Raw genomic sequence first — 22,869 nt, 5'->3', positions numbered from 1 at the left:
CGGGATAAAAAATTGGCATTTGACAATCAAGTGCACACTATTGAGTTCTCAAAGACCAGACACCACCCGTACACACCCCATCACAAGGCTTCCGAACAGCAACCTGTCCAAGTACCCCCACCAACCTTCTGCGGGAGTCGATAACGCAACAAAATTGAGCCGGACTGTTTCTCGCCCGGCTCCGTCGCGCTGACAAGGGAAAACATTACGCCGTCCCGGCACGCAGGGCAACACGGGCACGACTCTCGGGCGTGTCGCCCGAGAGTCAGTGATGCTCCGACTTCGGGCCGGAGGCCCTCAGCGCTCGCTACGGACAGCCAGAAATGGCTGTCCGCCACACGCTCGCGCAGGCGTGTCGCGTGCGGGTACCGAGGCCCGGACGGCCTCGGCTACCCGCACGCGAAGGCCAGAAATGGCCTTCGCCCCCAGTGCGACAAGCAGGCGTGTCGCGCCCCTGAAGGAGGGCCCGCACCTGTGTCACCGCATGGTGTCGAGGATGCCGGTGAGCTGCTCGAACGTGGTGAGGGGGTTCACGATCGCGAACCGCGCGTTCGGTCGCCCCTGGTACGAGCTCGGCACCACGAAAGCGCGCTGCTCGGCGAGCAGTTCTGCCGACCACCGGTCGTAGTCCGCGCGCTCCCACCCGTCGCGTTCGAAGACCACGACGGACAGGTGCGGTTCGCGCACGAGGGTCAGCCCGTCGCGCTGGGCGATCTCTTCAGCGATCTGCCGGGCGAGCTCTACCGAGTGCGTGATCGCATCGCGGTAGACGCCGGCGCCGTAGGTGGCGAGCGAGAACCAGAGCGGCAGGCCGCGCGGGCGCCGGGTGAGTTGGGCCGCGTAGTCCGACGGGCTCCAGTCGGCGGCTTCGGTGAGCGTATCGAGGTACTCGGCGTGCTGGGTATGCGCGCGGCGCCCGGTCTCGGGGTTGCGGTAGATGAGCGCGCAGACGTCGTACGGCGCGAAGAGCCACTTGTGCGGGTCGACGATGAGCGAATCGGCGTGCTCGACCCCGGCGAAGCGATGCCGCGCGGCGGGCGACAGCATGGCGGTGAGCCCATAAGCACCGTCGATGTGCAGCCAGAAGTCGAATTCCTCCTTGAGCGCGGCGATCCCTGCCACGTCATCGACGATGCCGAAGTTCGTGGAGCCGGTAGTCGCGACGACCGCGATAACCCGGTCTCCGTGCCGCTCGAGCGCTTCGCGCACCTCGGTGGCGCGCAGCACTCCGCCCGCGTCCGCCTGCACCAGGCACAGGTCGACGTCCATGACCTTCGCGGCGGAGGCGATGGAGGAATGCGCTTCGGCGCTGCACACGATGACCCAGCGGCCGCGCTCCGCCCGCGGGTCGCCGCTGCGTTCGCGAGCGACCTCGCGCGCCGCGACGAGCGCCGATAGGTTGCCCGTGGTGCCGCCCTGCACGAACACTCCCCCGGCACCCTCGGGCAGACCGAACTCAGCGGCGAGCCAGCGCAGCACCTCGTTCTCGGCGTGCACGACCCCGGCGCCCTCGAGCCAGGAACCGCCGTAGAGCGCGCTCGCCGAGACGACGAGATCGAACGACACCGCAGCCTTCGACGGCGCGCTCGGAATGAACGACAGGAACTGCGGGTGATCGGTGGTGATGCACGCCGGCGCGAGCACATGCTCGAAGATCGCGAGCGCCCGCGACGACCCGATGCCGGCCTCGCTGATCGTGGTGCCGGCGAGACGGGTGAGTTCCGCCTCGGTCGCGGCGTGATCGAGCGGTACATCGGTGGCGAGAATGCGACGGCGAGAGTACTCGAGCACCTCGTCGACGATGCGGCGCGTCTCTCCCGAGACCGAGTGCATTCTCGCGAACGATTCGGGCTGCATCGGGGCCGTGGGGGTACCGGGGTTCATCGTGTTCTCTCCTTCGAGAAGCGCTCGCTTTGCTCGTGCTCGACCGCCGGATCTGCACCCGTCTGCGCGGCCGCATGGCGTCCACAGCCATCATGCTCGTGCCGGGGCGGGTCTCGCAAACCCTGAGCGGTCCGGGCGACGCCCGTGCGACGTCCGCACCATCGCGGGCGATGGTCAGCGCAGGTTCGACCCGCAAATGAGGGTCGCCCGGGTAGACGGGCACACCGGTCGTGATCGGCAGGGTGAGATCGATCACGCGCATGGCGGTGCGGCGTTCTACTCCGCCGCGTGCACCGCGGCGAGCGTCTTCTTGCCGCGCCGCAGCACGGCGTACTTGCCGTGCAGCAGGTCGTCCGCCGCGAGCGCGGCGTCATCGACCTCGACCTTGGCGTTGTTCACGTAGACGCCGCCCTGGGCGATCGCGCGACGTGCTTCGCCGAGACTCTTCACGAGCCCGGAGTCGACGAGCAGCTGCGCGATCGGCGATCCCTGGAGACCCGATGCCCGGGGCAGCTCGGCGACAGCGCCCCGCAGCGAGACCTCGTCGAGCGAGGCCAGCTCGCCCTGCCCGAACAGCGCGGCCGAGGCGTCGATGGCACCCTGCGCGGCCGCGGCGCCGTGCACGAGGGTCGTGACCTCGAGCGCGAGACGCTTCTGCGCGGCACGGCGGAAGGGCTCGTCGGCGACCTGCTGCGCGTACTCCTCGATCTCGGCGCGCGACAGGAACGTGAACACCTTGAGCCGGTCGATCACATCGGCATCGGCCTGATTGAGCCAGAACTGGTAGAACGCGTAGGGCGAGCACATCTCGGGGTTCAGCCAGATGGCGTTGCCCTCGCTCTTGCCGAACTTCGTGCCGTCGGCGTTCGTGATGAGCGGCGTGCCGATCGCGTGCGCCGAAACGCCCTCGACCTTGCGGATCAGATCGGTGCCGCTCGTGAGGTTGCCCCACTGGTCGCTGCCGCCGGTCTGCAGCATGCAGCCGTACTGACGGTGCAGTTCGAGGAAATCGAGGCCCTGCAGGATCTGGTAGCTGAACTCGGTGTAGCTGATGCCCTCCTCCGAGTTCAGGCGCTTCGCGACGATGTCCTTCTTGACCATCGTGCCGACGCGGAAGTACTTGCCGATATCGCGCAGGAAGTCGATGGCCGACAGCGGGGCCGTCCAGTCGAGGTTGTTCACGAGGCGCGCGGCATTCTCGCCCTCGAAGCTGAGGTAGCGCGACACCTGCTCGCCGAGCGAGTCGACCCACTCGGCGACGGTCTCGCGGGAGTTGAGCACGCGCTCCGCGGTCGGACGCGGATCGCCGATGAGCCCGGTCGAACCGCCGACGAGGCCGAGCGGCTGGTGCCCCTTCAGCTGCAGGCGGCGCATGAGCAGCAGCTGCACCAGATGGCCCAGGTGCAGGCTCGAGGCGGTCGGGTCGAAGCCGCAGTAATACGTGAACGGGTCGCCCTCGAACAGTTCGGACAGGGCCCCCGGGTCGGTCGAGACGTGCACCAGCCCGCGCCACTCCAGCTCGTCCCACAGGGTCGCGAAGCTGTCGTCGTTGCGCTGGGCCGCCATCATCTCGGCGCGTTCGTTCACTGCAGTCACGCCTGCCATCGTACCGCGCGCGGGCGCTCTGCGATCACGCGCGGGCTCGTACCGGTCGAGGCCGCACCTGCGCATGTTCGCGAATCCGAGGAGATCGGCGACCGGACGACTGGCTCAGCGCCGGGACCCGGCGAGCAGGTTCTTGACCGCGTACCAGCCGAGGGCGATGCCTCCGGCCCACATCAGCACCGCGAACACCCAGAACGGTGCGCGACGGTGCCCGGCGCCGACGATGCGGAGCCAGTCGTAGCCCGAGGCGAGCATGACGAACGGGCCGATCATGAAGCAGACCGCCGCGATGACGAGCATGACCCAGCCCCGGGTGGTGAAGCGGGGCCGGGCGGCCGGCGCTGGTGCCTCAGCACCCGCTGAGACCGCCCTGTCTTCCGGCGACTCGGGCTGCCGGGTGAAGAGCGCGGCGGCGCAGCAGAGCACGAGCCCCAACCCCATCGTGGTGAAGCCGACCCCGACCAGTTCGCCGGTACGCAGCGTGGTCGCGAACCCTACGATCGTGAACAGCCCGAAGAACACGGCCGCGAACCACAGTCTGCGCCGCGCCTTGCGCGGGTCCATCCGCGTCGCCATGACTCTCGTTCCCGGTGAACGCTACGCCGCGCGGAACTCCGCGATGCGCTCGTCGAGGCGGGCGAGCTGCTCGTAGACGCGCACCCGCGCCGTGCCGCCGGCGCCGACGCGCGAGTTCACCGACCCTTCGATGGTGAGCACGTCGCGCACGCCGGGCGTCAGGTGCGGCGAGACCGTGGCGAGTTCCTCGTCGGAGGGCTCGTGGAGTTCGAGGCCGCGCTCCTCGCAGTACCGCACCAGCTCGCCGGAGATCTCGTGGGCGTCGCGGAAGATGACGCCCTGCTTGACGAGCCATTCGGCGACGTCGGTCGCGAGCGAGAAGCCCTGCGGCGCCAGCTCGGCCATGCGGTCGGTGTCGAAGCTCAGGGTCGCGACCATCCCGGTGAAGGCGGGCAGCAGCATCTCGAGCTGGTCGACCGAGTCGAAGACGGGCTCCTTGTCCTCCTGCAGGTCGCGGTTGTAGGCGAGCGGCAGGCCCTTGAGCGTGGCGAGCAGTCCGGTCAGGTTGCCGATGAGGCGGCCCGACTTGCCGCGCGCGAGCTCGGCGATGTCGGGATTCTTCTTCTGCGGCATGATGCTCGAACCGGTGGAGTAGCCGTCGTGCAGCTTGACGAAGCCGAACTCCTTGGTGTTCCAGAGGATGATCTCCTCGCTCAGGCGAGAGAGGTCGATGCCGATCTGGGCGCAGATGAAGGTGAACTCGGCGACCACGTCGCGCGCGGAGGTGCCGTCGATCGAGTTCTCGAGCGGATCGCCGAGACCGAGTTCGGCCGCGACGAGGCGCGGGTCGAGTCCGAGCGACGAGCCGGCGAGCGCGCCGCCGCCGTACGGCGAGTGGCTCGCGCGCACCGACCAGTCGCGCAGACGTTCCAGGTCGCGCACGATCGGCCAGGCGTGGGCGCCGATCTGGTGCGCGAGCAGCACCGGCTGCGCGTGCTGCAGGTGGGTGCGCCCCGGCAGGATCGCGTCGGGGTGCTTGCGCGCCTGCTCGGCGATCGCGTCGAGCAGGTCGAGCAGCTGGTGCCTGATGATCGCGGCGTGGTCGAGAAGGTAGAGGCGCACGAGCGTGGCGATCTGGTCGTTGCGGCTGCGGCCGGCGCGCAGCTTACCGCCGAGTTCGACACCGGTGATCTCGATGAGCAGGCGCTCGAGCGCCGAGTGCACGTCTTCGTCGGCCTCGCCGGGCACGGCGCGCCCGTCGGCGACGCGCGCCGAGAGCTCGTCGAGGGCGTCGTGCATGCCGTGCAGCTCGTCATCGCTCAAGTAGCCGGCAGCGGCGAGCGCCGTCGCGTGGGCCTTCGAGCCGCGGATGTCGTACTGGGCGAGCGCCCAGTCGAAGTGGGTCGACTTCGACAGCACGGCGAGTGCGGGCGACGGGCCGCTCGCGAAGCGTCCGCCCCAGAGGGCGCCGGCCTCGGCGGCCCGATTTCCGTTCTGCGCGCCGGCCTCGGCCGCGCGGTTGCCGTTTTCGGGGTTCTCTGCAGACATTTCGCTCACCGTTCCAGCCTACCCCGCGGCGGGCGGGGTCAGGCGCGCTCGAGCAGCCACGCCATGAGGGCCTTCTGGGCGTGCAGGCGGTTCTCCGCCTCGTCCCAGACGACGCTCTGCGGGCCGTCGATGACCTCGGGAGCGACCTCGAATTCGCGGTAGGCGGGCAGGCAGTGCAGGAAGATGGCATCGGAGGCCGCGTGCGCCATGAGCTCGGGGGTCACGCGGTAGGCGCCGAAGGTCTCAATGCGTGCAGCCTTCTCGTCCTCCTGCCCCATCGACACCCAGGTGTCGGTGATGACGGCGTCGGCGCCCTCGACTGCGGCGATCGGGTCGGTGATGACCGTGACCGACCCTCCCGTCGACGCGGCGATGCGCTCGGCGTCGGCGACGATGTCGGCCCGGGGGTGGTAGCCCTCGGGCCCGGCGACGCGGATGTGCATGCCGGCGGTCGCGAAGCCGAGCAGGTACGAGTGCCCCATGTTGTTGGCGGCGTCGCCGACGTAGGCGGCGGTGAGGCCCGCGAGCGTTCCGCGGTGCTCGCGGATGGTCTGCAGGTCGGCCAGGATCTGGCAGGGGTGGAAGTCGTCGGAGAGCGAGTTGATGACGGGCACGGTCGCGTGCGCGGCCATCTCTTCGAGGCCGGCGTGGGCGAAGGTGCGCCACACGATGAGCGACACCATGCGCGAGAGCACCTGCGCGGTGTCGGCGATCGACTCCTTGGCGCCGAGCTGCGCCTCGCCGGGGTTCACGATGATGGGATTGCCGCCGAGCTCGGCGACGCCCGCGTGGAAGCTGAAGCGGGTGCGGGTCGAGGTCTTGTCGAAGAAGACGGCGGCCGACTGCGGGCCGGCGAGCGGCCTCGCCGAGTAGGGCTCGCGCTTGAGCCGGGCGGCGAGGTCGAGCACCTCGAGCTGCTCGGCGGGGCTCAGGTCGTCATCGCGCAGAAAGTGCCTAGTCACCCGGCCAGCTTACCGCGCGGTGCGGCGGCGCGGCGGTGCTACGGCGGTACGGCGGTGATGCGGCGGTACAGCGGTGCTACGGCAGCACGGCGCGGCGGTGCGATCCTCGACAGGGATCGCCGACCGCTGTCGAAAGCACCGAGGGCCGGCCGACCTCGCCGAGGGGGCGAGAATTCGATCAGGGATCGCGAGTTCGGGCGGATATTTCGCCCTTCGACGCCCTCGATCCCTCGATCCCTCGACCCTCTCCAGCCTCTACCCCAGCCCGAGCTCGGGGGCGGGCAGCCCGTACTCGCGCCGTAGCGCGGCGCGCGCCGCGTACCAGCCCGAGAGTCCGTGCACGCCGGGGCCTGGCGGCGTCGCCGACGAGCACAGGTAGAGACCGGCAACCGGCGTGCGCCACGGCTCCGTCGAGACGATGGGCCGGGCGAGCAGCTGCCGGAGCGAGACGGCGCCGGCGCTGAAGTCGCCGCCTCCGTAGTTGCGGTTGTAGCTCGCGAGCTCGGCGGCGGTCGTGACCTGCATCGCGGTGATGCGGTCGCGGAATCCGGGGGCGAAGCGCTCGATCTGGGAGATCACGCGATCGGAGACATCAACGTTCGAGCCGCTCGGCACGTGGGTGTAGCTCCACACGGCATTGACGCCGGGGGCGTTGCGCTCGGGGTCGAGCCCGGCGGTCTGCGCGAGCAGCACGTAGGGCCGTTCGGGGTGCCGGCCGCGGGCGACCTCGAGCTCGGCGGCTGCGGCCTCGTGCCGGGAGCCGCCGAGGTGCACGGTCGGCGCCTCGCCGACTCGCGGGTCCGACCACGGAATGGGGCCGTCGAGCACGAAGTCGACCTTCGTGGCGGCGTCGCCGAAGCGGAAGCGTTCGAGCGAGCGGCGGTAGGGCGCGGGCAGCCGTTCCCCCGCGATGCCGAGCAGTCCCTTCGCCGAGGTGTCGAGCAGCCGCACCCGGTAGCCGTCGAGCTCACCGAGGTCGTCGATCGCGTGCGAAGTCTCGATGCGACCGCCGTGCGCGATCAGATCTGCGGCGAGCGCGTCGCTGATGGCGCGGGATCCGCCGAGCGGCACGGGCCAGCCGCGGGCGTGGCCGAGCGCGCCGAGCACGACGCCGACGCCCGAGGTGGCGAGGTTCGGCATGCGGCCGATGCTGTGGGCGGCGACGCCCGAGATGAGGGCGGGCGCGGCGGCTTCGCGGAACCGGGCGTTCCAGAGCGGGGTGCCCTGTTCGAAGGTGCGCAGCGCGGTGGCCAGCGCGGCCGGCAGGTTCGACGGCCAGCGCAGCATGCTGCCGCCGAGAGCGAAGTCGACGACGCCGTCGAGGCGTTCGAGCAGCGGCCGGTAGAAGCGGTGGTAGGCGGCTCCGTCGCGGCCGAGTTCGGCCGCCGTGCGGTCGAGGCTGCGGTAGGCGATCGCGGCGCGATCCCTGTCCCCGCGTCGGCCGCGGCCTCGGCCTCGGCCGCTCCCGCCGGAAGCGCCGTCGAGGGGGTTCGCGTACGACGCTTCGGGCACGGCGAAGCGCACGCGGCGTTCGAGCTCGAACTCGCGGAAGAAGCCGGTGGCGAGCGCCATCGGGTGCACGGCCGAGCAGACGTCGTGCAGCACGCCGGGGCTCACGACTTCGGCGGTGCGGGTGCCGCCGCCGATGGTCTCGGCCGCTTCGAACACGGTCACGGGCACGCCGGCCCGGGCGAGGGTCACCGCCGCGGCGAGCCCGTTGGGGCCGGCGCCGACGACGGCCGCGCCGTTCGTATGCGTCATACCTCTCAGGCTACCGGGCCATGCACCCGATCCCCCGCTGACACCGCGCCCCTCGCGGAGTATCGTCGAAGTGGGCGGAGGCCGCCCCGCCCGAACCGCCCGGCTCACGATGGAGTGTCCTATGACCGATCTGCACCGTTCCTCGTTCGACGACGCCGACCTCGCGTTCGCCGATGCCGCGCTGGCCGGCACGGACGACCTGCTGCGCACGGCCTACCCGGGCGATACCGGGCTGCGGCAGCCGGTGCACACGGTCTACGTGCCCGCGCACCGGTTCGCCGCCCGGCTGGCCGCGACCTGGGGCGCCGAGGCGACGCGGCTGGTCGAGGCGGCGGGCGGGTTCGGGCGTCTGGTCGCGGAGCTCGAACTGCCCGACTCCGACAGCGGCCGGGTCGCCGAGCGCGTTCGTCTGAAGCTCGCGACCGAGCCGTTCGAAGACCTGCGCATCGATTTCGAGGACGGCTACGGCGACCACGGCGACGCGGCTGAGGATGCGGCGGCGACGGCGGCGGCGACGCAGCTCGCCGACGATATCTCGACAGGGATCGCACCGCCGTTCACGGGCATCCGCTTCAAGTGCCTCGAGCCCGAGACGCGTCGGCGCGGTCTGCGCACGCTCGATCTGTTCGTGACGGCGCTCGTCGAGCGGTCCGGCGGCTCGGTGCCCGCGGGGTTCGTCGTCACGCTGCCGAAGGTGACGACGGTGCAGCAGGTGGAGGTGGCCGCAGAGCTGTTCGAGCGGCTCGAGACGAGGCTCGGCCTGCCGCAGGGGGCGCTGAAGTTCGAGGTGCAGGTGGAGACGCCGCAGGTCATCATCGGGGCCGGCGGCACCCATCCGGTCGCCGAGCTGCTGCACCGCGGCGGAGGGCGCATCACGGGCCTGCACTACGGGACGTACGACTATTCCGCGTCGCTCGGTATCGCGGCGGCGCAGCAGTCGATGGAGCATCCGGCCGCCGATTTCGCGAAGCACGTGATGCAGGCGGCAGCGGCGGGCACGGGCGTACGGCTCTCGGACGGATCGACGAACGTGGTGCCCGCGGGCGGCAACGACGTCGACGGCACCATCGCGACGTGGCGGCTGCACAGCCGGCTCGTGCGGCGATCGCTCGAGCGCGGCTACTACCAGGGGTGGGATCTGCACCCCGCCCATCTGCCGAGCCGCTTCGCCGCGAGCTACGCGTTCTTCCGCGACGGGCTCGCCGAGGTCACCGCGCGGCTGAGGGGCTACATCGAGCACAGCGCGGCGGGGTTCCTCGATGAGCCCGCAACGGCGCGGGCGCTCGCGGGCTTCCTCGCCCGCGGGGTGCAGGCGGGCGCGGTCGGGCACGATGAACTGGTCGAGCTCGTGGGCATCACCGAGGAGGAGCTCGTCGCGCTCGCGTACCCAGTGCGCGCGGCCGGATAGCCGCTGCGGGCGCTGCGGGCGCTGCGGCCTTGCGTCGACCCGGTGCCTGCTCGGCTGTGGCACAATCGGGGCATGCCGACGATCCCTCGCCTCATCGCCTTCGATCTCGACGATACGCTCGCACCCTCGAAATCGCCCGTCGACCCGCGCATGCTCGCGGTGTTCGCGCGCCTGCTCGACCGCACGACGGTCGCGGTGATCTCGGGCGGCAATTTCGAGCAGTTCGAGATGCAGCTCGTCGCGCGCCTCGACGACTTCGCGGGGGTGGGCGAAGCGGCGCTGTCGCGTCTGCATCTGCTACCGACCTGCGGCACCCGCTACGAGCAGCGCGATGGCGGTGTCTGGCGCACCGTCTACCGCGAGAACCTCGAGCCCGGCGACCGCGATGCGGCCCTCGCGGCGCTGCGCGAGGAGGCGGAGCGGCTGGAGCTGTGGGAGGCGGAGCCGTGGGGCGAGATCCTCGAGGATCGCGGCTCGCAGGTCACCTTCTCGGCGCTCGGCCAGCAGGCGCCGGTCGAAGCGAAGCGGCAGTGGGACCCGACGGGCGAGAAGAAGAACGCGCTGCGCGCGGCGGTCGCGGCCCGGGTACCGCAGCTCGAGGTGCGCAGCGGCGGCTCGACCTCGGTCGACATCACCCGCCGCGGCATCGACAAGGCGTACGGCATGCGCAAGCTCGCCGAGTACACCGGCATCGCGCTCGACGAGATGCTGTTCGTGGGCGACCGTCTCGACCCCGACGGCAACGACTATCCGGTGTGGGCGATGGGCGTCGCCTGCCATGCGGTCACGGGCTGGGAAGACACGGCGGCCTTCCTGGAGCAGCTGCTCGCCGAGTAGTCGCTCACCGAGTAGTCGCTCACCGAGCCGCCGCTCGCGCTACGTTCTCGACAGGGATCGCCCCGCGCTCCTCTGCCGCCACGTCTATCAGCGGAGCACCGGAGCACCGGAGCACCGACGACAATGGGTCGCGAATTGCAATTTCATCGCTCAGAGATTGCAATTCGCGACCCATTGTCGCTGACCCGGCACGAGCGCCGGTTCGAGCTCAGACGCGGGTGTTCAGGCCCAGCACCTCGGCGGTGTCGGCGAGCGACTTCGCGGCGATCGCGGGGTCGGCATTGATGTCTTCGCCGAGCGACGGCACGTGCGACTTGAGCACGGCCTTCCACTCGTTCTCGAACTGTTCGGGGAAGCACTTCTCGAGCACGCCGAGCATCGCGTGCACGGCGGTCGACGCGCCGGGCGACGCGCCGAGCAGGCCGGCGATGCTGCCTTCGCCGCCGGTGATGACCTCGGTGCCGAACTGCAGCACGCCGCCCTTCTGCGGGTCCTTCTTCATGATCTGCACGCGCTGACCGGCGGTGATCATCTCCCAGTCCTCGGTGCGCGCGGTCGGCATGTACTCGCGCAGCGACTGCATCTGCTTCTCGCGGCTCGCGAGCACCTCGCTGACGAGGTACTTCTCGAGCGAGAACTGCGTCACGCCGACCTTGATCATGGGGCCGAGGTTGTGCGCGCGCACCGACCCCGGCAGGTCCCACCAGCTGCCGTTCTTGAGGAAGTTGGGGCTGAAGCCGGCGTACGGGCCGAAGAGCAGGCTCTCCTCGCCGTTCACGATACGGGTGTCGAGGTGCGGCACCGACATGGGCGGGGCGCCGACCGCGGCTTTGCCGTACACCTTGGCGCGGTGCTGCTTCACGATCTCGGGGTTGCTGCACTTCAAGAATTTGCCGCTGATCGGGAAGCCGCCGAAGCCACGGATCTCGGGAATGCCCGACGACTGCAGCAGCGGCAGAGCACCGCCGCCGGTGCCGACGAAGACGAACTTCGCGTTCACGCGCTGGTGCCCCATGCCCGAGCGGGCGGGCAGGTGCACATCCCAGGTGCCGTCGGCGCGGCGCGAGAGCTTCTGCACGGGAGTGCGCAGGTGCAGGCGCGCGCCCTCGTTCACGAGGTGCGAGATGAGCTGACGGGTGACCGAGCCGAAATCGACGTCGGTGCCGGTGAGCGAACGGGTCGCGGCGAAGACCTCGTCCTTGGCGCGGCGGTCGACGAGCAGCGGCGCCCATTCGGCGATCTGCGCCGGGTCGTCGCTGAACTTCATGTCGGCGAAGAGCGGCTCGCTCTGCAGCACCTGGTGGCGGCGGCGCAGGTAGTCGACGTTCGCTTCGCCGCGCACGAAGGTCATGTGCGGGGTCGCGTTGATGAAGCTCTGCGGCTCGCCGAGCACGCCGGCATTCACGAGCGATGACCACCACTGGCGCGAGAGCTGGAACTGCTCGTTGATCTGGATGGCCTTCGCGGGCGACAGGCTGCCGTCGGCCGCTTCGGGCATGTAGTTCAGTTCGCAGAGCGCGGCGTGGCCGGTACCCGCGTTGTTCCAGGCGTTCGAACTCTCCGTCGCGACCTCTGCCGCAGACTCGTAGATTTCGATCGACCATTCGGGGCGCACCTGCTTGATGAGAGTACCGAGGGTCGCGCTCATGATCCCGCCGCCGATGAGGGCGACGTCAACAGTGTTATTACTCACGGTGCTCCAGTCTACCCTCCCCCGGAACCGCCGAGCCCCGCGGCCGTTCGGGCATCGTCGAGGGTGTGCGCCGTCGAATCGATGATGCGCCGGTAGCCGAGCCTGCGCGCCTCGTTCGTGCGCTGCGCGGCCCCGACGACGGGCCTGATCTCGCCGGCGAGGCTGATCTCGCCGAACGCCGCGAGATCGTGCGGCAGCGGGGTATCGCGGGCGGCCGAGAGCACGGCGAGGGCGATCGCGAGGTCGACGGCGGGTTCGGTGAGCTTCACGCCGCCGACGGTCGAGACGTAGACGTCCTGGTCGTGCAGTTGGATCTTCGCCCGCCGTTCGATGACGGCGAGGATCATCGCGACGCGGGCCGGGTCGACGCCGCTCGTCACGCGGCGCGGGTTCGGCGTCGCGCTCTTGGCGACGAGCGCCTGCACCTCGACCGGCAGCGCACGGCGGCCCTCGAGCGAGATCGCGGCGCAGGTGCCGCTGACAGGGATCTGCGAGCGGCTGAGGAACAGGCCGCTCGGGTCAGGCACCTCGGAGATGCCGTCGCCGGTCATCTCGAAGCAGCCGACCTCGTCGGTCGGGCCGAAACGGTTCTTGAGGGTGCGCAGGAAGCGCAGCGGGGTCTGCCGGTCGCCCTCGAAGTGGCAGACGACGTCGACGAGGTGCTCGAGCAGGCGGGGCCCCGCGACCGAGCCGTCCTTCGTGACGTGGCCGACGAGGATCACCGGGGTGCCGCGGCCCTTCGCCGCACGGATGAGGGCGCCCGCGACCTCGCGCACCTGCGCGGGCCCGCCGGGAGAGCCGTCGATGTCGCCGCTCGCGAGCGTCTGCACCGAGTCGATGATCACGAGCGCCGGATCGACCTCCTCGATATGCCCGAGCACGGTCGCGAGGTCGGTCTCGCTCGCGAGGTAGAGCGCATCGTAGAGCGCGCCGGTGCGTTCGGCGCGCATGCGGATCTGCCCGGTCGACTCCTCGCCGCTCGCGTAGAGCACCCGTGCACCGCGCGCTGCGGCCCGGGCCGCCGCGTCGAGCAGCAGCGTCGATTTGCCGACGCCGGGTTCGCCCGAGAAGAGGATCGCGGCGCCGGGCACCACGCCGCCGCCGAGCACGCGGTCGAGTTCTCCGATGCCCGTCGGGCGGTGGCTCACCGTCTCGCCGTGGAGCTCGGTGATGGGCCGGGCCTCATGCCCGGCACCGGGCGCGACGGCGCGCGTCGACCGCGCACGGTTCTGCACGGCGCGCTCTTCGACGGTGCCCCACTGCTGGCACTCGCCGCAGCGGCCGACCCACTTGGAGGTCTGCCAGCCGCATTCAGTGCAGGTGTAGGTGCTCGTCGCTTTCGCCATGCCGCGAGCCTATCGGGCGCCGCCGACGTCGCCGCCGCTGCCGCCCGAAACGCCCGCCGGAGCGCTACTTCTTGAAGAGATTGCGCAGCACCTGGTTCACGATAGTGCGTGCGCCCGAGGTGACGACCGAACCGACTCGGTCGGTCGTCTTCTTCACGGCGGCGGCACGCTCGCGCTCCTTGCGCTCCGCTTCGCGCACCCGACGGCGCTCCGCCTCGGCGGCTTCGCGTTCGAGACGCTTCGCCTCCGCTGCGGCCGCCTTTTCAGCCTCCTTCTGCGCCTTCGCCTCGGCGGCCGCGGCCTCCTTCGCGGCGGCCGCCTCCTCTGCGGCCTGCGCCTGCGCCTCGGCCGCCGCGGCGCGCTGTTCTTCGAGCATCTCGGTCGCGGAGCGCGATTCGACGGCCTCGCCGTACTTCGCCTGCAGCGGCGACACCGTCACGGCGGCCTGCATGTTCGCGTCGGGAATCGGGTCCATGAGCCCCTGCGGCGCCCGCAGACGCGTCCAGGCGACCGGGGTGGGCGCGCCCTTCTCCCCCATCACCGTGACGACCGCCTCGCCCGTGCCCATGCTCTGCAGCACTTCGGCCAGGTCGTAGCCCGACTTCGGGTAGGTCGAGACGGTGGCCTTCAGCACCTTCGCATCATCGGGGGTGTGGGCGCGCAGCGCATGCTGCACGCGCGAACCGAGCTGCGCCAGCACATCTCCCGGTACGTCCTTCGGGGTCTGCGTCACGAAGAAGACGCCGACGCCCTTCGAGCGGATGAGGCGCACGGTCTGCGTGATCTCCTGCAGAAACGCCTTCGACGCGTCGGCGAAGAGCAGGTGAGCCTCGTCGAAGAAGAAGACCAGCTTCGGCTTGTCCTGGTCGCCGACCTCGGGCAGCGTGGCGAAGAGCTCGGAGAGCAGGTACATGAGGAAGGTCGAGAACAGCGCCGGCTTGTCCTGCACGCCCGGCACCTCGAGCAGGTTGATGATGCCGCTGCCGTCGGGGGCGACGCGCAAGAGATCCGCCGGTTCGAACGCGGGCTCCCCGAAGAATGCGTCTGCGCCCTCGGCGGCGAATCCGATCACGTTGCGCTGGATCACGCCGACGGTCTGCTTCGACAGACCGCCGATCTGCGAGATCTCGGCCTTGCCCTCGTCGCTCGTGAGGTAGGCGAGCAGGGCCTGCAGGTCGTCGATGCCGACGAGGGGCAGGCCCTGCTCCTCGGCGTAGTGGAAGACGAGTCCGAGGCTCGACTCCTGGGTCTGATTGAGGCCGAGCACCTTCGAGAGCATCACCGATCCGAAGCGTTCGATGGTGGTGCGGATCGGCACGCCGATGCCTATGCCGCCGAGAGTGAAGAACTCGGTCTGGGCGGCGCGGGGCTGCCAATCCTGCCCGATGCCCTGCGTGCGGGCGAGCAGCTTGTCGCTCGAGACGCCGGGCGCTGCGACGCCCGAGAGGTCGCCCTTGATATCGGCGGCGAACACGGGCACGCCCTGCGCCGCGATCTGCTCGGCGAGGCCCTGCAGGGTGCGCGTCTTGCCGGTGCCGGTCGCGCCGGCGACGAGACCGTGCCTGTTGAGCATGCCGAGCGGAATGCTGATCTGCACGTCGGCCCGCGGGTCGCCGTTCATGAGCGCGCCGAGGTTCAAGAGCGTCGGCCCGCCGCCCGCCGCCTGCGGGTAGCCGGCGACGATCGCCTGCACCTGCTCTTCGCTCAGCGGGCCGGGCTTCGCTTCCGATACGACCGTCGAGGCCGCCGGTGCCGCCGGCTCTACGGGTGCAGCAGCCGACTCGGGCTCCGCGGCCGGCTCGGCGGCTGCGGCTTCGGGCGGTGCGGCTTCGGGCGGTGCGGCTTCGGCAGCAGGCTCGGCCTCGGCCTCGGCAGGCGCCTCCGACGGCACCGCTTCCTGCGCCTCGGCGGCGACCGCGTCAGCCGCGGCCTTCGCCGCCGCTTCCGCCTTCGCGATGGCCGCCTGCAGCTCCTCCTGCGCCTGGCGCGCCGCATCGGCCGCTTCGGTCGCCGATACCTTCCCGTCGCCGTCGAGGTCTCCGGCGACCGCGTTCGCGGTCGGCTGGTCCGAGTTCTGCTCCTGCGCATCCGTCATGATGCGAGCATACCGTCAGCCGTGAGGGTCGAGCGAGAGGCTCAGGAGCGCCCCATCGAGGCCCGCCATCTGCGCGAGACGCCGTCGCCGAAGCGCTTCCAGCTGCGATCCCTGATGAAGATCGAGTCGATCGCGATCATCGTGAGCGAGAACCAGGGCAGGCCCATGAGCACGCCGATCATGATGTGGAAGCCGAGGATGCCGAAGAGCGCGATGAGGCGCGTCGGCCGCGACAGCAGCGCGAGCAGGAAGGCGCCCTGCAGGAGGATCGACCCCCACGTGCCGATGGCGACCATCGGACCCCATGCGGTGATGAGGTCGCTGAGGATGGGCCAGGTGCCGAAGCGTGCCGTGTGCAGCGGGTCGTACACCGCGTACCCCGATGCCCACGGTGCGCCCTGCGCCTTGTAGAGCGCACCCGAGCCGTACACGAACGCGACCTGCGCGGTGAGCGCGACGAGGGCGAGGTTGTGCAGCACGGTGCCGATGTGGTTCGGCGACGAGCCGGCGGCGAACCAGTCGCCCTTCGCGGCGCGGCGGCGCGCGTCGAGCGACCAGCGGGCGGCGGCGTCGGTGAAGAACATCAGGATCATGGCGATGCGGAACATGTTGTCGCCCTGGTCGCCGACCATGTCGTTCATCTCGATGAAGCCGACCCACATGACGAAGAACACGGGCAGCACGATGCGGAAGCGCCAGCCGATCGTGAAGAGCACGGCGAGGCCCATGAGTGCGATGTAGAGCACCGTGAAGGCGAAGTCGTTGGCGGCGGCATTGTGGAAGGCGCTGAACAGCCAGATCTTCGGGAAGTCGCTGAGGGGGCGGGCCATCTCGCCGTTCCATGCCGACCCCGACCCGAAGGTGTAGAGGCGGGTCGAGAAGTTCGAGAGGAGCAGTCCGAGGGCGGTGAGGCCGAAGACGATGCGCGTCACGGCGATGCCGTAGAGCGCCTTCTTGCCGCCGAAGAGCCAGCGTTCGAGAAAATCGACCGCATCGCCGATGCTGTTCGCGAACGACAGCCAGGCGGCGGCGATGACGCTGCCGATGAAGGCGAAGAACCCGGCGACCGGCGTGCGGGGCGCGGTGGTCGCGCCCGACGCCCGGCCGGCCTCGGGGCGCTCGCCAGAGGTCTCGAGGGGCTCGGGCGCCTGGGGGTCTGCGGTCTCGAGCGGCGCGCTGTCGCGCGTCTTCGTCTGCGGTCGCTGCGCAGTCTGCTTCGTGCTCGGCCGGTTCATCGGGTCGTCCTCTCGAACTGGTCGCGGAACACGTGGGTGAAGTTCTCGCTGCTCTGGTGCTCTTCGACGAGCGGGCCGCGCCAGCCGGGCAGCACGACCGTGGGGTCGGGGCGCTGCGCCTGCGCGTTGTGCCGGTCGGCGAAGGGGATGATGTTCTGGCGGCTGACCCGGAACTGCACCTTCTCGACGTCTTCGCCCCAGATGGCCGTGGCCACTTGAGTGGCGTAGGCGGTGGTGCGGTGCTCCTCGGCGAGCAGCTGATCGATCTCGGCGGTGTTCATGGGCTGGGTTTCGGCGCCCTCGGTCTTCGCGGCCTTCTCGTTCGCGTTGGTGATCTGCGCTTCGAGGGCGGCGCGCATGCCGACCTCCCACTGGTCGACTGCGAAGTCGCCGGAGACGATATTGCGCTGCGACGCCTCGACTTTGTCGTAGGCCGACTTGTAGTTCGAAGCCACTTCGCTCGACTGGATGCCGGCGCGCGGCGGGAAGAGGTTGTAGCGGATCATCGAGAGTTCGACGTCGGTGGCGCTCACCCAGCCGGTCTCGGTGCCGTCGGCGAGGGTGGCGCGCACGTTGAAGTGGTAGTCGCCGTTGATCGGCTCGGGGGCGAACACGCTCCACGATTGACCGAAGAACGGGATCATGTAGGCGCTGAGGGTCTGCTGCTGCCCGGGCACGACCTCGCGGGCGTTCTCGGAGTACGGTGCGATCCAGAGGAACGATGCCAGGATGTGCCAGCCGGTGAGCAGCACCGCCGCGAGGGCGACGAGGCGCACCCAGGTTCTCGGGGCGGGCGTCTTCGGCGCGGTCGGCTTCGCTACGGGCTGCTCGTCGACGTTCTGCGTCGCCTCGATAGCCTCGTCGGCCGGTGCACTCGCCCGTGAAGAGCGTGTCTTACTCAAGTTGTTCCCCCGAAGTACTCGAATGAAGTTCGTGAACAGTTCTGCCTGTTGCCGATCTGCGTGCCGCAGCTGTTCGCAGAATACTCACAGTACGGGATGCAGGGCGGGTGCAGAACCGCGTGTGGCCGGAATCGCTGGTGCAGTGATTCCGGCCACACGGTTCGGGGCCGCCGTCAGGCGGCCCCTTGCCTATTCAGTTCAGGCGTCGGCGTTCTCGCGACGACGCTTCACGACCACCAGGGTGACCGCGCCGGCGAGCAGTAGCAGGAGGCCTGCGGCGGCGAAGCCGGTCAGCGGGGCACCGCCGGTCTGCGACAGGTGCTTCGCACCCGCTGCAGTGGCCGAGCCCTGCGAGTTGCTCGATGCCGAGCTCGTCGCGGTTGCGGTCGAGGTCGCGCTCGCCGAGGCGCCCGAGGCGTTCGCCTTCGCGCCCTGGGTGTTCGCGCTCGCGCCCGAGGCGCTGGCGTCGGCACCCTGTGCGTTCGCGCTCGCACCCTGCGTGTTGGCGCTCACACCCGGGTCTGCGGCAGCAGCCGCGTCGGGGTCGGCCGCAGCAGCAGCGTCGACATCCGCAGCGGCGGTAGCCGATGCATCGTCCGACGAGGTGGCGTTCGCGGCGACCGAAGCCGCAGCAGCAGCGTCCGCATCCGCGGCGGCCGAAGCCGAAGCCGTCGAATCCGAATCAGCGGTCGAGTTCGCCGCGACCTGAGCCGAAGCCGCAGCAGCGGTCTCGGCCGTAGCCGAAGCAGCCGACGATGCATCCGGAGTCGCCGCAGCCTCAGCCGCGGCATCCGCCGTCACATCCGCCGCGGCCGAAGCCGTCGACGTCGCGTCTGCGAGAGCCGCAGCCTGCGCCGCGACCTGAGCCGAAGCGTTGCTGTCGTCATCCGCGTTCGCCGATGCCGAGGCCGAAGCCGAGGCGTTGACGTTCGCGTCTGCGTTCATATCAGCGTCCGCATCAACATCGGCGTCTGCAGCGGCGGTGGCCGATGCGTCATCCGACGAGGTCGCGTTCGCGGCGACCGAAGCCGCAGCAGCAGCGTTCGCGTCAGCGGCGACCGAAGCCGCAGCCTCCGAATCCGAATCAGCGGTCGAGTTCGCCGCGACCTGAGCAGCCGCAGTGGCCGCCGCCGTCACGTTCGACATCGAGGTCGCCGAAGCGTTCTGCGAGGCCTCGGCAGTCGCCGCAGCCTGAGCCGCAGCCTCCGCGTTCGGATCTGCCGCAGCCGAAGCCGTCGACGTCGCATCCGCGAGAGCCGCAGCCTGCGCCGCGACCTGAGCCGAAGCATTGCTGTCATCGTCCGCGTTCGCCGAAGCAGCAGCCGAAGCCGACGCGTTCACGTTCGCATCAGCCGAGGCCGACGCGTCCGGGTCCGCAGCAGCATCCGGATCAGCAGCAGCGTCCGGGTCAGCAGCAGTGTCAGGGTCAGCGCTTGCGCTCGCGTCTGCAGCGGCGGTAGCCGATGCGTCATCCGACGAGGTCGCGTTCGCGGCGACCGAAGCCGCAGCAGCAGCGTTCGCGTCAGCGGCGACCGAAGCCGCAGCCTCCGAATCCGAATCAGCGGTCGAGTTCGCCGCGACCTGAGCAGCCGCAGTCGCAGCCGCCGTCACATCCGCCTCGACCTCTGCCGAAGCAGCCGTCGACGCATCCGGATCAGCAGCAGCCTCAGCCGCAGCATTCGCCGTCACATCCGCCGCAGCCGAAGCCGTCGACGTCGCGTCTGCGAGAGCCGCAGCCTGCGCCGCGACCTGAGCCGAAGCATTGCTGTCATCGTCCGCGTTCGCCGACGCAGCAGCCGAAGCCGACGCGTTCGTGTTCGACTCAGCCGAAGCCGACGCATCCGGGTCAGCAGCAGCGTCCGGGTCAGCAGCAGCATCCGGGTCAGCAGCAGCATCCGGATCCGCAGCAGCATCCGGATCCGCAGCGGCGTCCGGGTCAGCGCTTGCGCTCGCGTCGGCAGCGGCGGTGGCCGATGCGTCATCCGACGAGGTCGCGTTCGCGGCGACCGAAGCCGCAGCAGCAGCGTTCGCGTCAGCGGCGACCGAAGCCGCAGCCTCCGAATCCGAATCAGCGGTCGAGTTCGCCGCGACCTGAGCAGCCGCAGTGGCCGCCGCCGTCACGTTCGACATCGAGGTCGCCGAAGCGTTCTGCGAGGCCTCGGCAGTCGCCGCAGCCTGAGCCGCAGCCTCCGCGTTCGGATCTGCCGCAGCCGAAGCCGTCGACGTCGCATCCGCGAGAGCCGCAGCCTGAGCCGCGACCTGGGCCGAAGCATTGCTGTCATCGTCCGCGTTCGCCGAAGCAGCAGCCGAAGCCGACGCGTTCACGTTCGCATCAGCCGAGGCCGACGCGTCCGGGTCCGCAGCAGCATCCGGATCAGCAGCAGCGTCCGGGTCAGCAGCAGTGTCAGGGTCAGCGCTTGCGCTCGCGTCTGCAGCGGCGGTAGCCGATGCGTCATCCGACGAGGTCGCGTTCGCGGCGACCGAAGCCGCAGCAGCAGCGTTCGCGTCAGCGGCGACCGAAGCCGCAGCCTCCGAATCCGAATCAGCGGTCGAGTTCGCCGCGACCTGAGCAGCCGCAGTCGCAGCCGCCGTCACATCCGCCTCGACCTCAGCCGAAGCAGCCGTCGACGCATCCGGATCAGCAGCAGCCTCAGCCGCAGCATTCGCCGTCACATCCGCCGCAGCCGAAGCCGTCGACGTCGCATCCGCGAGAGCCGCAGCCTGCGCCGCGACCTGAGCCGAAGCATTGCTGTCATCGTCCGCGTTCGCCGAAGCAGCAGCCGAAGCCGACGCATTCGTGTTCGCATCAGCGCCGATATCCGCGGCCTCGACTACAGTCGTCGCCGAAGCAGAACGCCCGCTAGTCGCACCGTCAGCCTTGAAGACTGCGTTTCCGGGCGCGTAGTCCGCAGGGACAGTCCAACCGAAACTGAACTCTCCATCCTCATTTGCAACCACATCGTCCCAAACGTCGCCGTTGGGAAGAGTGACAGTGACTGTCTCGCCCGGAGTGAAGCCCGAGCCGCTCACGGTCACGGTCTCTCCCTGCTTCACCGGGTTCGGCGTCGCGGTGAGCTCTGCGACCGGGTCCTCGGCCATGACAGTCGCCGAACCGATCTGCACAGGGATCGCGCTTCCGGTACCCGCCTGCGGCAGCACGTTCAGGCTCAGCGCCCGCACGGTGAAGCTGCCATCGCCCAGATCTCCGCCGGCTTCCTCGAACGGAGTAGCGGTGGGCTGCTCGTTGATGCGGAGCTGCACCAACTTGCTCAGGATCGGTTCGAGAGCGTTATCCATGAGATCGGTGACGAGCGGCTGCAGCGCGCTCATGAGCAGCGGCTGGACCTGTGCGACAACGTTCTCGACGAGGGGCTTCACCAGGCCGCCGATATCGCCAACCAAATCAGTGAGCAGGTCAGTGACGGGCTGTACCACAGAACCCACCGGGATACCGGCTACCTTGATCTTGCTGACGTCGACTGTTGCGTTGCCTTCGATGAACTCCCCCAGGGTGCCCTTCACCGTGACCGGTGCGTCGGCCAGGTTGATAACGCCAATCACATTGATGGCCAGGCTGAGATCGACGTTGAGTTCGACATCATAGATCCCGGTGGTCACGAGGTTCACGACCTTGGTGACGAGCGAATTCTCGCCGGGGCCGATCAGCGCGTCAGACACGCCGTCGAGAATGGCGTTGATCACGGTATCGCTGAGCACCTCGGTGTTCGCCGGCAGGGAGTTGAGATCAGCGGCGCCCGTGCTGTCCACCAGGACCTGGCCGAGCTTGACGTTGATCGTGCCGTCGGCGAGGTTCACCGAAATACTGCCTTCGGCGTTCTCGAGCGGAGCCTGCAGCAGCGCCGCACGAATTTCATCAGTCAGCGATTCTGTATTGACGGAGAGTTCATTCAGCGTCGCGCTCGTGTTGAGCACGAACGGAACATCCAACGCATCGATGCCTGACAGCACACCGCTGACCAGCGACTCAACTGCGCCGCCCGTACCGACCAGGCCTTCGACACCGCTGAACAGCTCGCCGAGCACGCCGTCGACCGTGCCGGTCAGCCCGCCCACGAGCGGGCTGCTGACATCGACGTTGAGGTCGGCGACCATGTACTCGCTCGAGATCTCGCCGTCGGCCTTCTCCGCACGAGCGCCGAGCGCACCGACCTCGATGCGCGCCTGGTCGATCAGGTTGTCCACCGCCTCCTGGCCGATCAGCTGGGCCAGCAATGCCGACAGATCGACGTGGGCAGATTCGAGTTCACCGTCGGGGTTCGCCTCGAGGTCGAGCGCGCCATCATCGGTGATGAGGCCTGATGCGGCCACGGAGTTGAGGTCGTCAGGAGACGACGCATAGCTCGAGATCAGCCCGAGCTCGCCGAGGGAGAGCAGTCCCTGCGAGTTCGGGTCGTCAGGGTTCTTCAGCAGCGGCAGGGTGACATTGCCGAGGTTCAGATCGAGAGCGCCCAGAAGGGTGGCGTCGATCTCGCTCTGTTCGGGTCCGACCTGATCGGGCGCGTACGACAATGCTGTGGCAGTGCCGAGAAGATCGAGCCCCAGCAGATTGGTGTAGAGCCCGTGACCGTGCGCGGCCGAGACCGTGCCGTCAGGCAGTTGGTCGGCCTGGTTGTCGGCCGAGGCCATGAGCGGCGCCGTGAGTACGCCGGCGGCGAGCGCTGTGACCGCCGCTGTTCCGAGCGCGAGTGGACGCAGACTGCGTCTGCGCTTCCTCACGTTGTGCGTGTTCGTTTCCAAGAGACTCCCCAATTGTCATCCCGCGAGTAGGTCTATCCGCGTACCCCTGCCCCATCTGTTCGCCCGTGAAGGTGCACAGCTGCCACAGAGATACCCGTACAGAAGACTCTCAGCAAAGAGAGACTGCGTCCACGGAAATGCGTACCTCGCACATGAAGGCCTCGAGATACTCATTCACAATCGAATTGCTACTGATAATCCAGTGATCGACTACGCAGAGAGATGCTCTGCGGGACACGCCCCGAGCACCGGAGACACGAGTCCGAAGCCTGCGTAAACGGTCAAGAATGCCTATTCTGGGATCACGTCGGGGCTCAAA

Annotated in this window: 14 protein-coding genes; 2 read left to right on the top strand and 12 right to left on the bottom strand. The window is 69.4% G+C overall.

Annotation, left to right across the window (positions count from 1 at the left end):
- Positions 1-477: 477 nt before the first annotated feature.
- From ACUYTF_RS08100 to ACUYTF_RS08075, 6 genes are all read right to left on the bottom strand, one after another.
- Positions 478-1,884 carry an aminotransferase class V-fold PLP-dependent enzyme gene (locus tag ACUYTF_RS08100; RefSeq protein ID WP_434144610.1) on the bottom strand — a complete coding sequence of 469 codons (1,407 nt, stop codon included), beginning with the start codon at positions 1,882-1,884 and terminating at the stop codon, positions 478-480.
- Between the two features lie 276 nt (positions 1,885-2,160).
- Positions 2,161-3,450 (bottom strand): tyrosine--tRNA ligase, encoded by a 1,290-nt coding sequence (tyrS, locus tag ACUYTF_RS08095; RefSeq protein ID WP_434144612.1) that lies wholly within the window; start codon positions 3,448-3,450, stop codon positions 2,161-2,163.
- Positions 3,451-3,594: 144 nt separating this feature from the next.
- On the bottom strand, positions 3,595-4,065 hold the full coding sequence (locus ACUYTF_RS08090; protein WP_434144609.1) for a hypothetical protein: 471 nt from the start codon (positions 4,063-4,065) through the stop codon (positions 3,595-3,597).
- A gap of 21 nt (positions 4,066-4,086) precedes the next feature.
- On the bottom strand, positions 4,087-5,553 hold the full coding sequence (argH, locus tag ACUYTF_RS08085; protein WP_434144608.1) for an argininosuccinate lyase: 1,467 nt from the start codon (positions 5,551-5,553) through the stop codon (positions 4,087-4,089).
- Between the two features lie 38 nt (positions 5,554-5,591).
- Positions 5,592-6,515, bottom strand: a complete 924-nt coding sequence (gene argF / locus ACUYTF_RS08080; protein ID WP_434144606.1) for an ornithine carbamoyltransferase — start codon at positions 6,513-6,515, stop codon at positions 5,592-5,594.
- A gap of 255 nt (positions 6,516-6,770) precedes the next feature.
- A complete protein-coding gene (locus tag ACUYTF_RS08075) occupies positions 6,771-8,276 on the bottom strand; it encodes an NAD(P)-binding protein (RefSeq protein ID WP_434144605.1) in 1,506 nt (501 codons plus the stop codon).
- 121 nt (positions 8,277-8,397) lie between these two features.
- Between ACUYTF_RS08075 and ACUYTF_RS08070 the strand changes: the two genes are divergently transcribed.
- Both ACUYTF_RS08070 and ACUYTF_RS08065 read left to right on the top strand, forming a co-directional pair.
- Positions 8,398-9,684 (top strand): DUF6986 family protein, encoded by a 1,287-nt coding sequence (locus ACUYTF_RS08070; protein WP_434144603.1) that lies wholly within the window; start codon positions 8,398-8,400, stop codon positions 9,682-9,684.
- Between the two features lie 72 nt (positions 9,685-9,756).
- A complete protein-coding gene (locus ACUYTF_RS08065) occupies positions 9,757-10,521 on the top strand; it encodes an HAD-IIB family hydrolase (RefSeq protein WP_434144602.1) in 765 nt (254 codons plus the stop codon).
- A gap of 208 nt (positions 10,522-10,729) precedes the next feature.
- Here the strand turns inward: ACUYTF_RS08065 and ACUYTF_RS08060 are convergent, their stop codons facing one another.
- From ACUYTF_RS08060 to ACUYTF_RS08035, 6 genes are all read right to left on the bottom strand, one after another.
- A complete protein-coding gene (locus ACUYTF_RS08060) occupies positions 10,730-12,214 on the bottom strand; it encodes a malate:quinone oxidoreductase (RefSeq protein ID WP_449279577.1) in 1,485 nt (494 codons plus the stop codon).
- Between the two features lie 11 nt (positions 12,215-12,225).
- Entirely contained in the window at positions 12,226-13,560 is a 1,335-nt protein-coding gene (gene radA / locus ACUYTF_RS08055) for a DNA repair protein RadA (RefSeq protein ID WP_434144600.1), read from the bottom strand.
- Positions 13,561-13,624: 64 nt separating this feature from the next.
- A complete protein-coding gene (locus tag ACUYTF_RS08050; protein ID WP_434144598.1) occupies positions 13,625-15,655 on the bottom strand; it encodes a helicase HerA-like domain-containing protein in 2,031 nt (676 codons plus the stop codon).
- Positions 15,656-15,696: 41 nt separating this feature from the next.
- Positions 15,697-16,890 (bottom strand): HTTM domain-containing protein, encoded by a 1,194-nt coding sequence (locus ACUYTF_RS08045; protein ID WP_434144596.1) that lies wholly within the window; start codon positions 16,888-16,890, stop codon positions 15,697-15,699.
- Entirely contained in the window at positions 16,887-17,792 is a 906-nt protein-coding gene (locus ACUYTF_RS08040; protein WP_434144595.1) for a DUF5819 family protein, read from the bottom strand. The genes ACUYTF_RS08045 and ACUYTF_RS08040 overlap by 4 nt, the downstream gene beginning before the upstream one ends.
- A 198-nt stretch (positions 17,793-17,990) precedes the next feature.
- A complete protein-coding gene (locus tag ACUYTF_RS08035; RefSeq protein WP_449279576.1) occupies positions 17,991-22,529 on the bottom strand; it encodes a choice-of-anchor G family protein in 4,539 nt (1,512 codons plus the stop codon).
- Between the last annotated feature and the right edge of the window lie 340 nt (positions 22,530-22,869).

This window comes from Leucobacter sp. GX0328, from assembly GCF_053567315.1.
The sequence above is the reverse complement of the archived record's forward strand: the minus strand, read 5'-3'. Positions and strand labels throughout refer to the sequence as shown.

Excerpts from the sequence above, each read along its gene's own strand:
- ACUYTF_RS08050 (WP_434144598.1), bottom strand. The coding sequence starts at position 15,655 with ATGACGGATGCGCAGGAGCAGAACTCGGACCAGCCGACCGCGAACGCG.
- tyrS (WP_434144612.1), bottom strand. The coding sequence starts at position 3,450 with ATGGCGGCCCAGCGCAACGACGACAGCTTCGCGACCCTGTGGGACGAG.
- ACUYTF_RS08100 (WP_434144610.1), bottom strand. The coding sequence starts at position 1,884 with ATGAACCCCGGTACCCCCACGGCCCCGATGCAGCCCGAATCGTTCGCG.
- ACUYTF_RS08065 (WP_434144602.1), top strand. The coding sequence starts at position 9,757 with ATGCCGACGATCCCTCGCCTCATCGCCTTCGATCTCGACGATACGCTC.
- ACUYTF_RS08075 (WP_434144605.1), bottom strand. The coding sequence starts at position 8,276 with ATGACGCATACGAACGGCGCGGCCGTCGTCGGCGCCGGCCCCAACGGG.
- ACUYTF_RS08070 (WP_434144603.1), top strand. The coding sequence starts at position 8,398 with ATGACCGATCTGCACCGTTCCTCGTTCGACGACGCCGACCTCGCGTTC.
- ACUYTF_RS08045 (WP_434144596.1), bottom strand. The coding sequence starts at position 16,890 with ATGAACCGGCCGAGCACGAAGCAGACTGCGCAGCGACCGCAGACGAAG.
- argH (WP_434144608.1), bottom strand. The coding sequence starts at position 5,553 with ATGTCTGCAGAGAACCCCGAAAACGGCAACCGCGCGGCCGAGGCCGGC.
- radA (WP_434144600.1), bottom strand. The coding sequence starts at position 13,560 with ATGGCGAAAGCGACGAGCACCTACACCTGCACTGAATGCGGCTGGCAG.
- ACUYTF_RS08090 (WP_434144609.1), bottom strand. The coding sequence starts at position 4,065 with ATGGCGACGCGGATGGACCCGCGCAAGGCGCGGCGCAGACTGTGGTTC.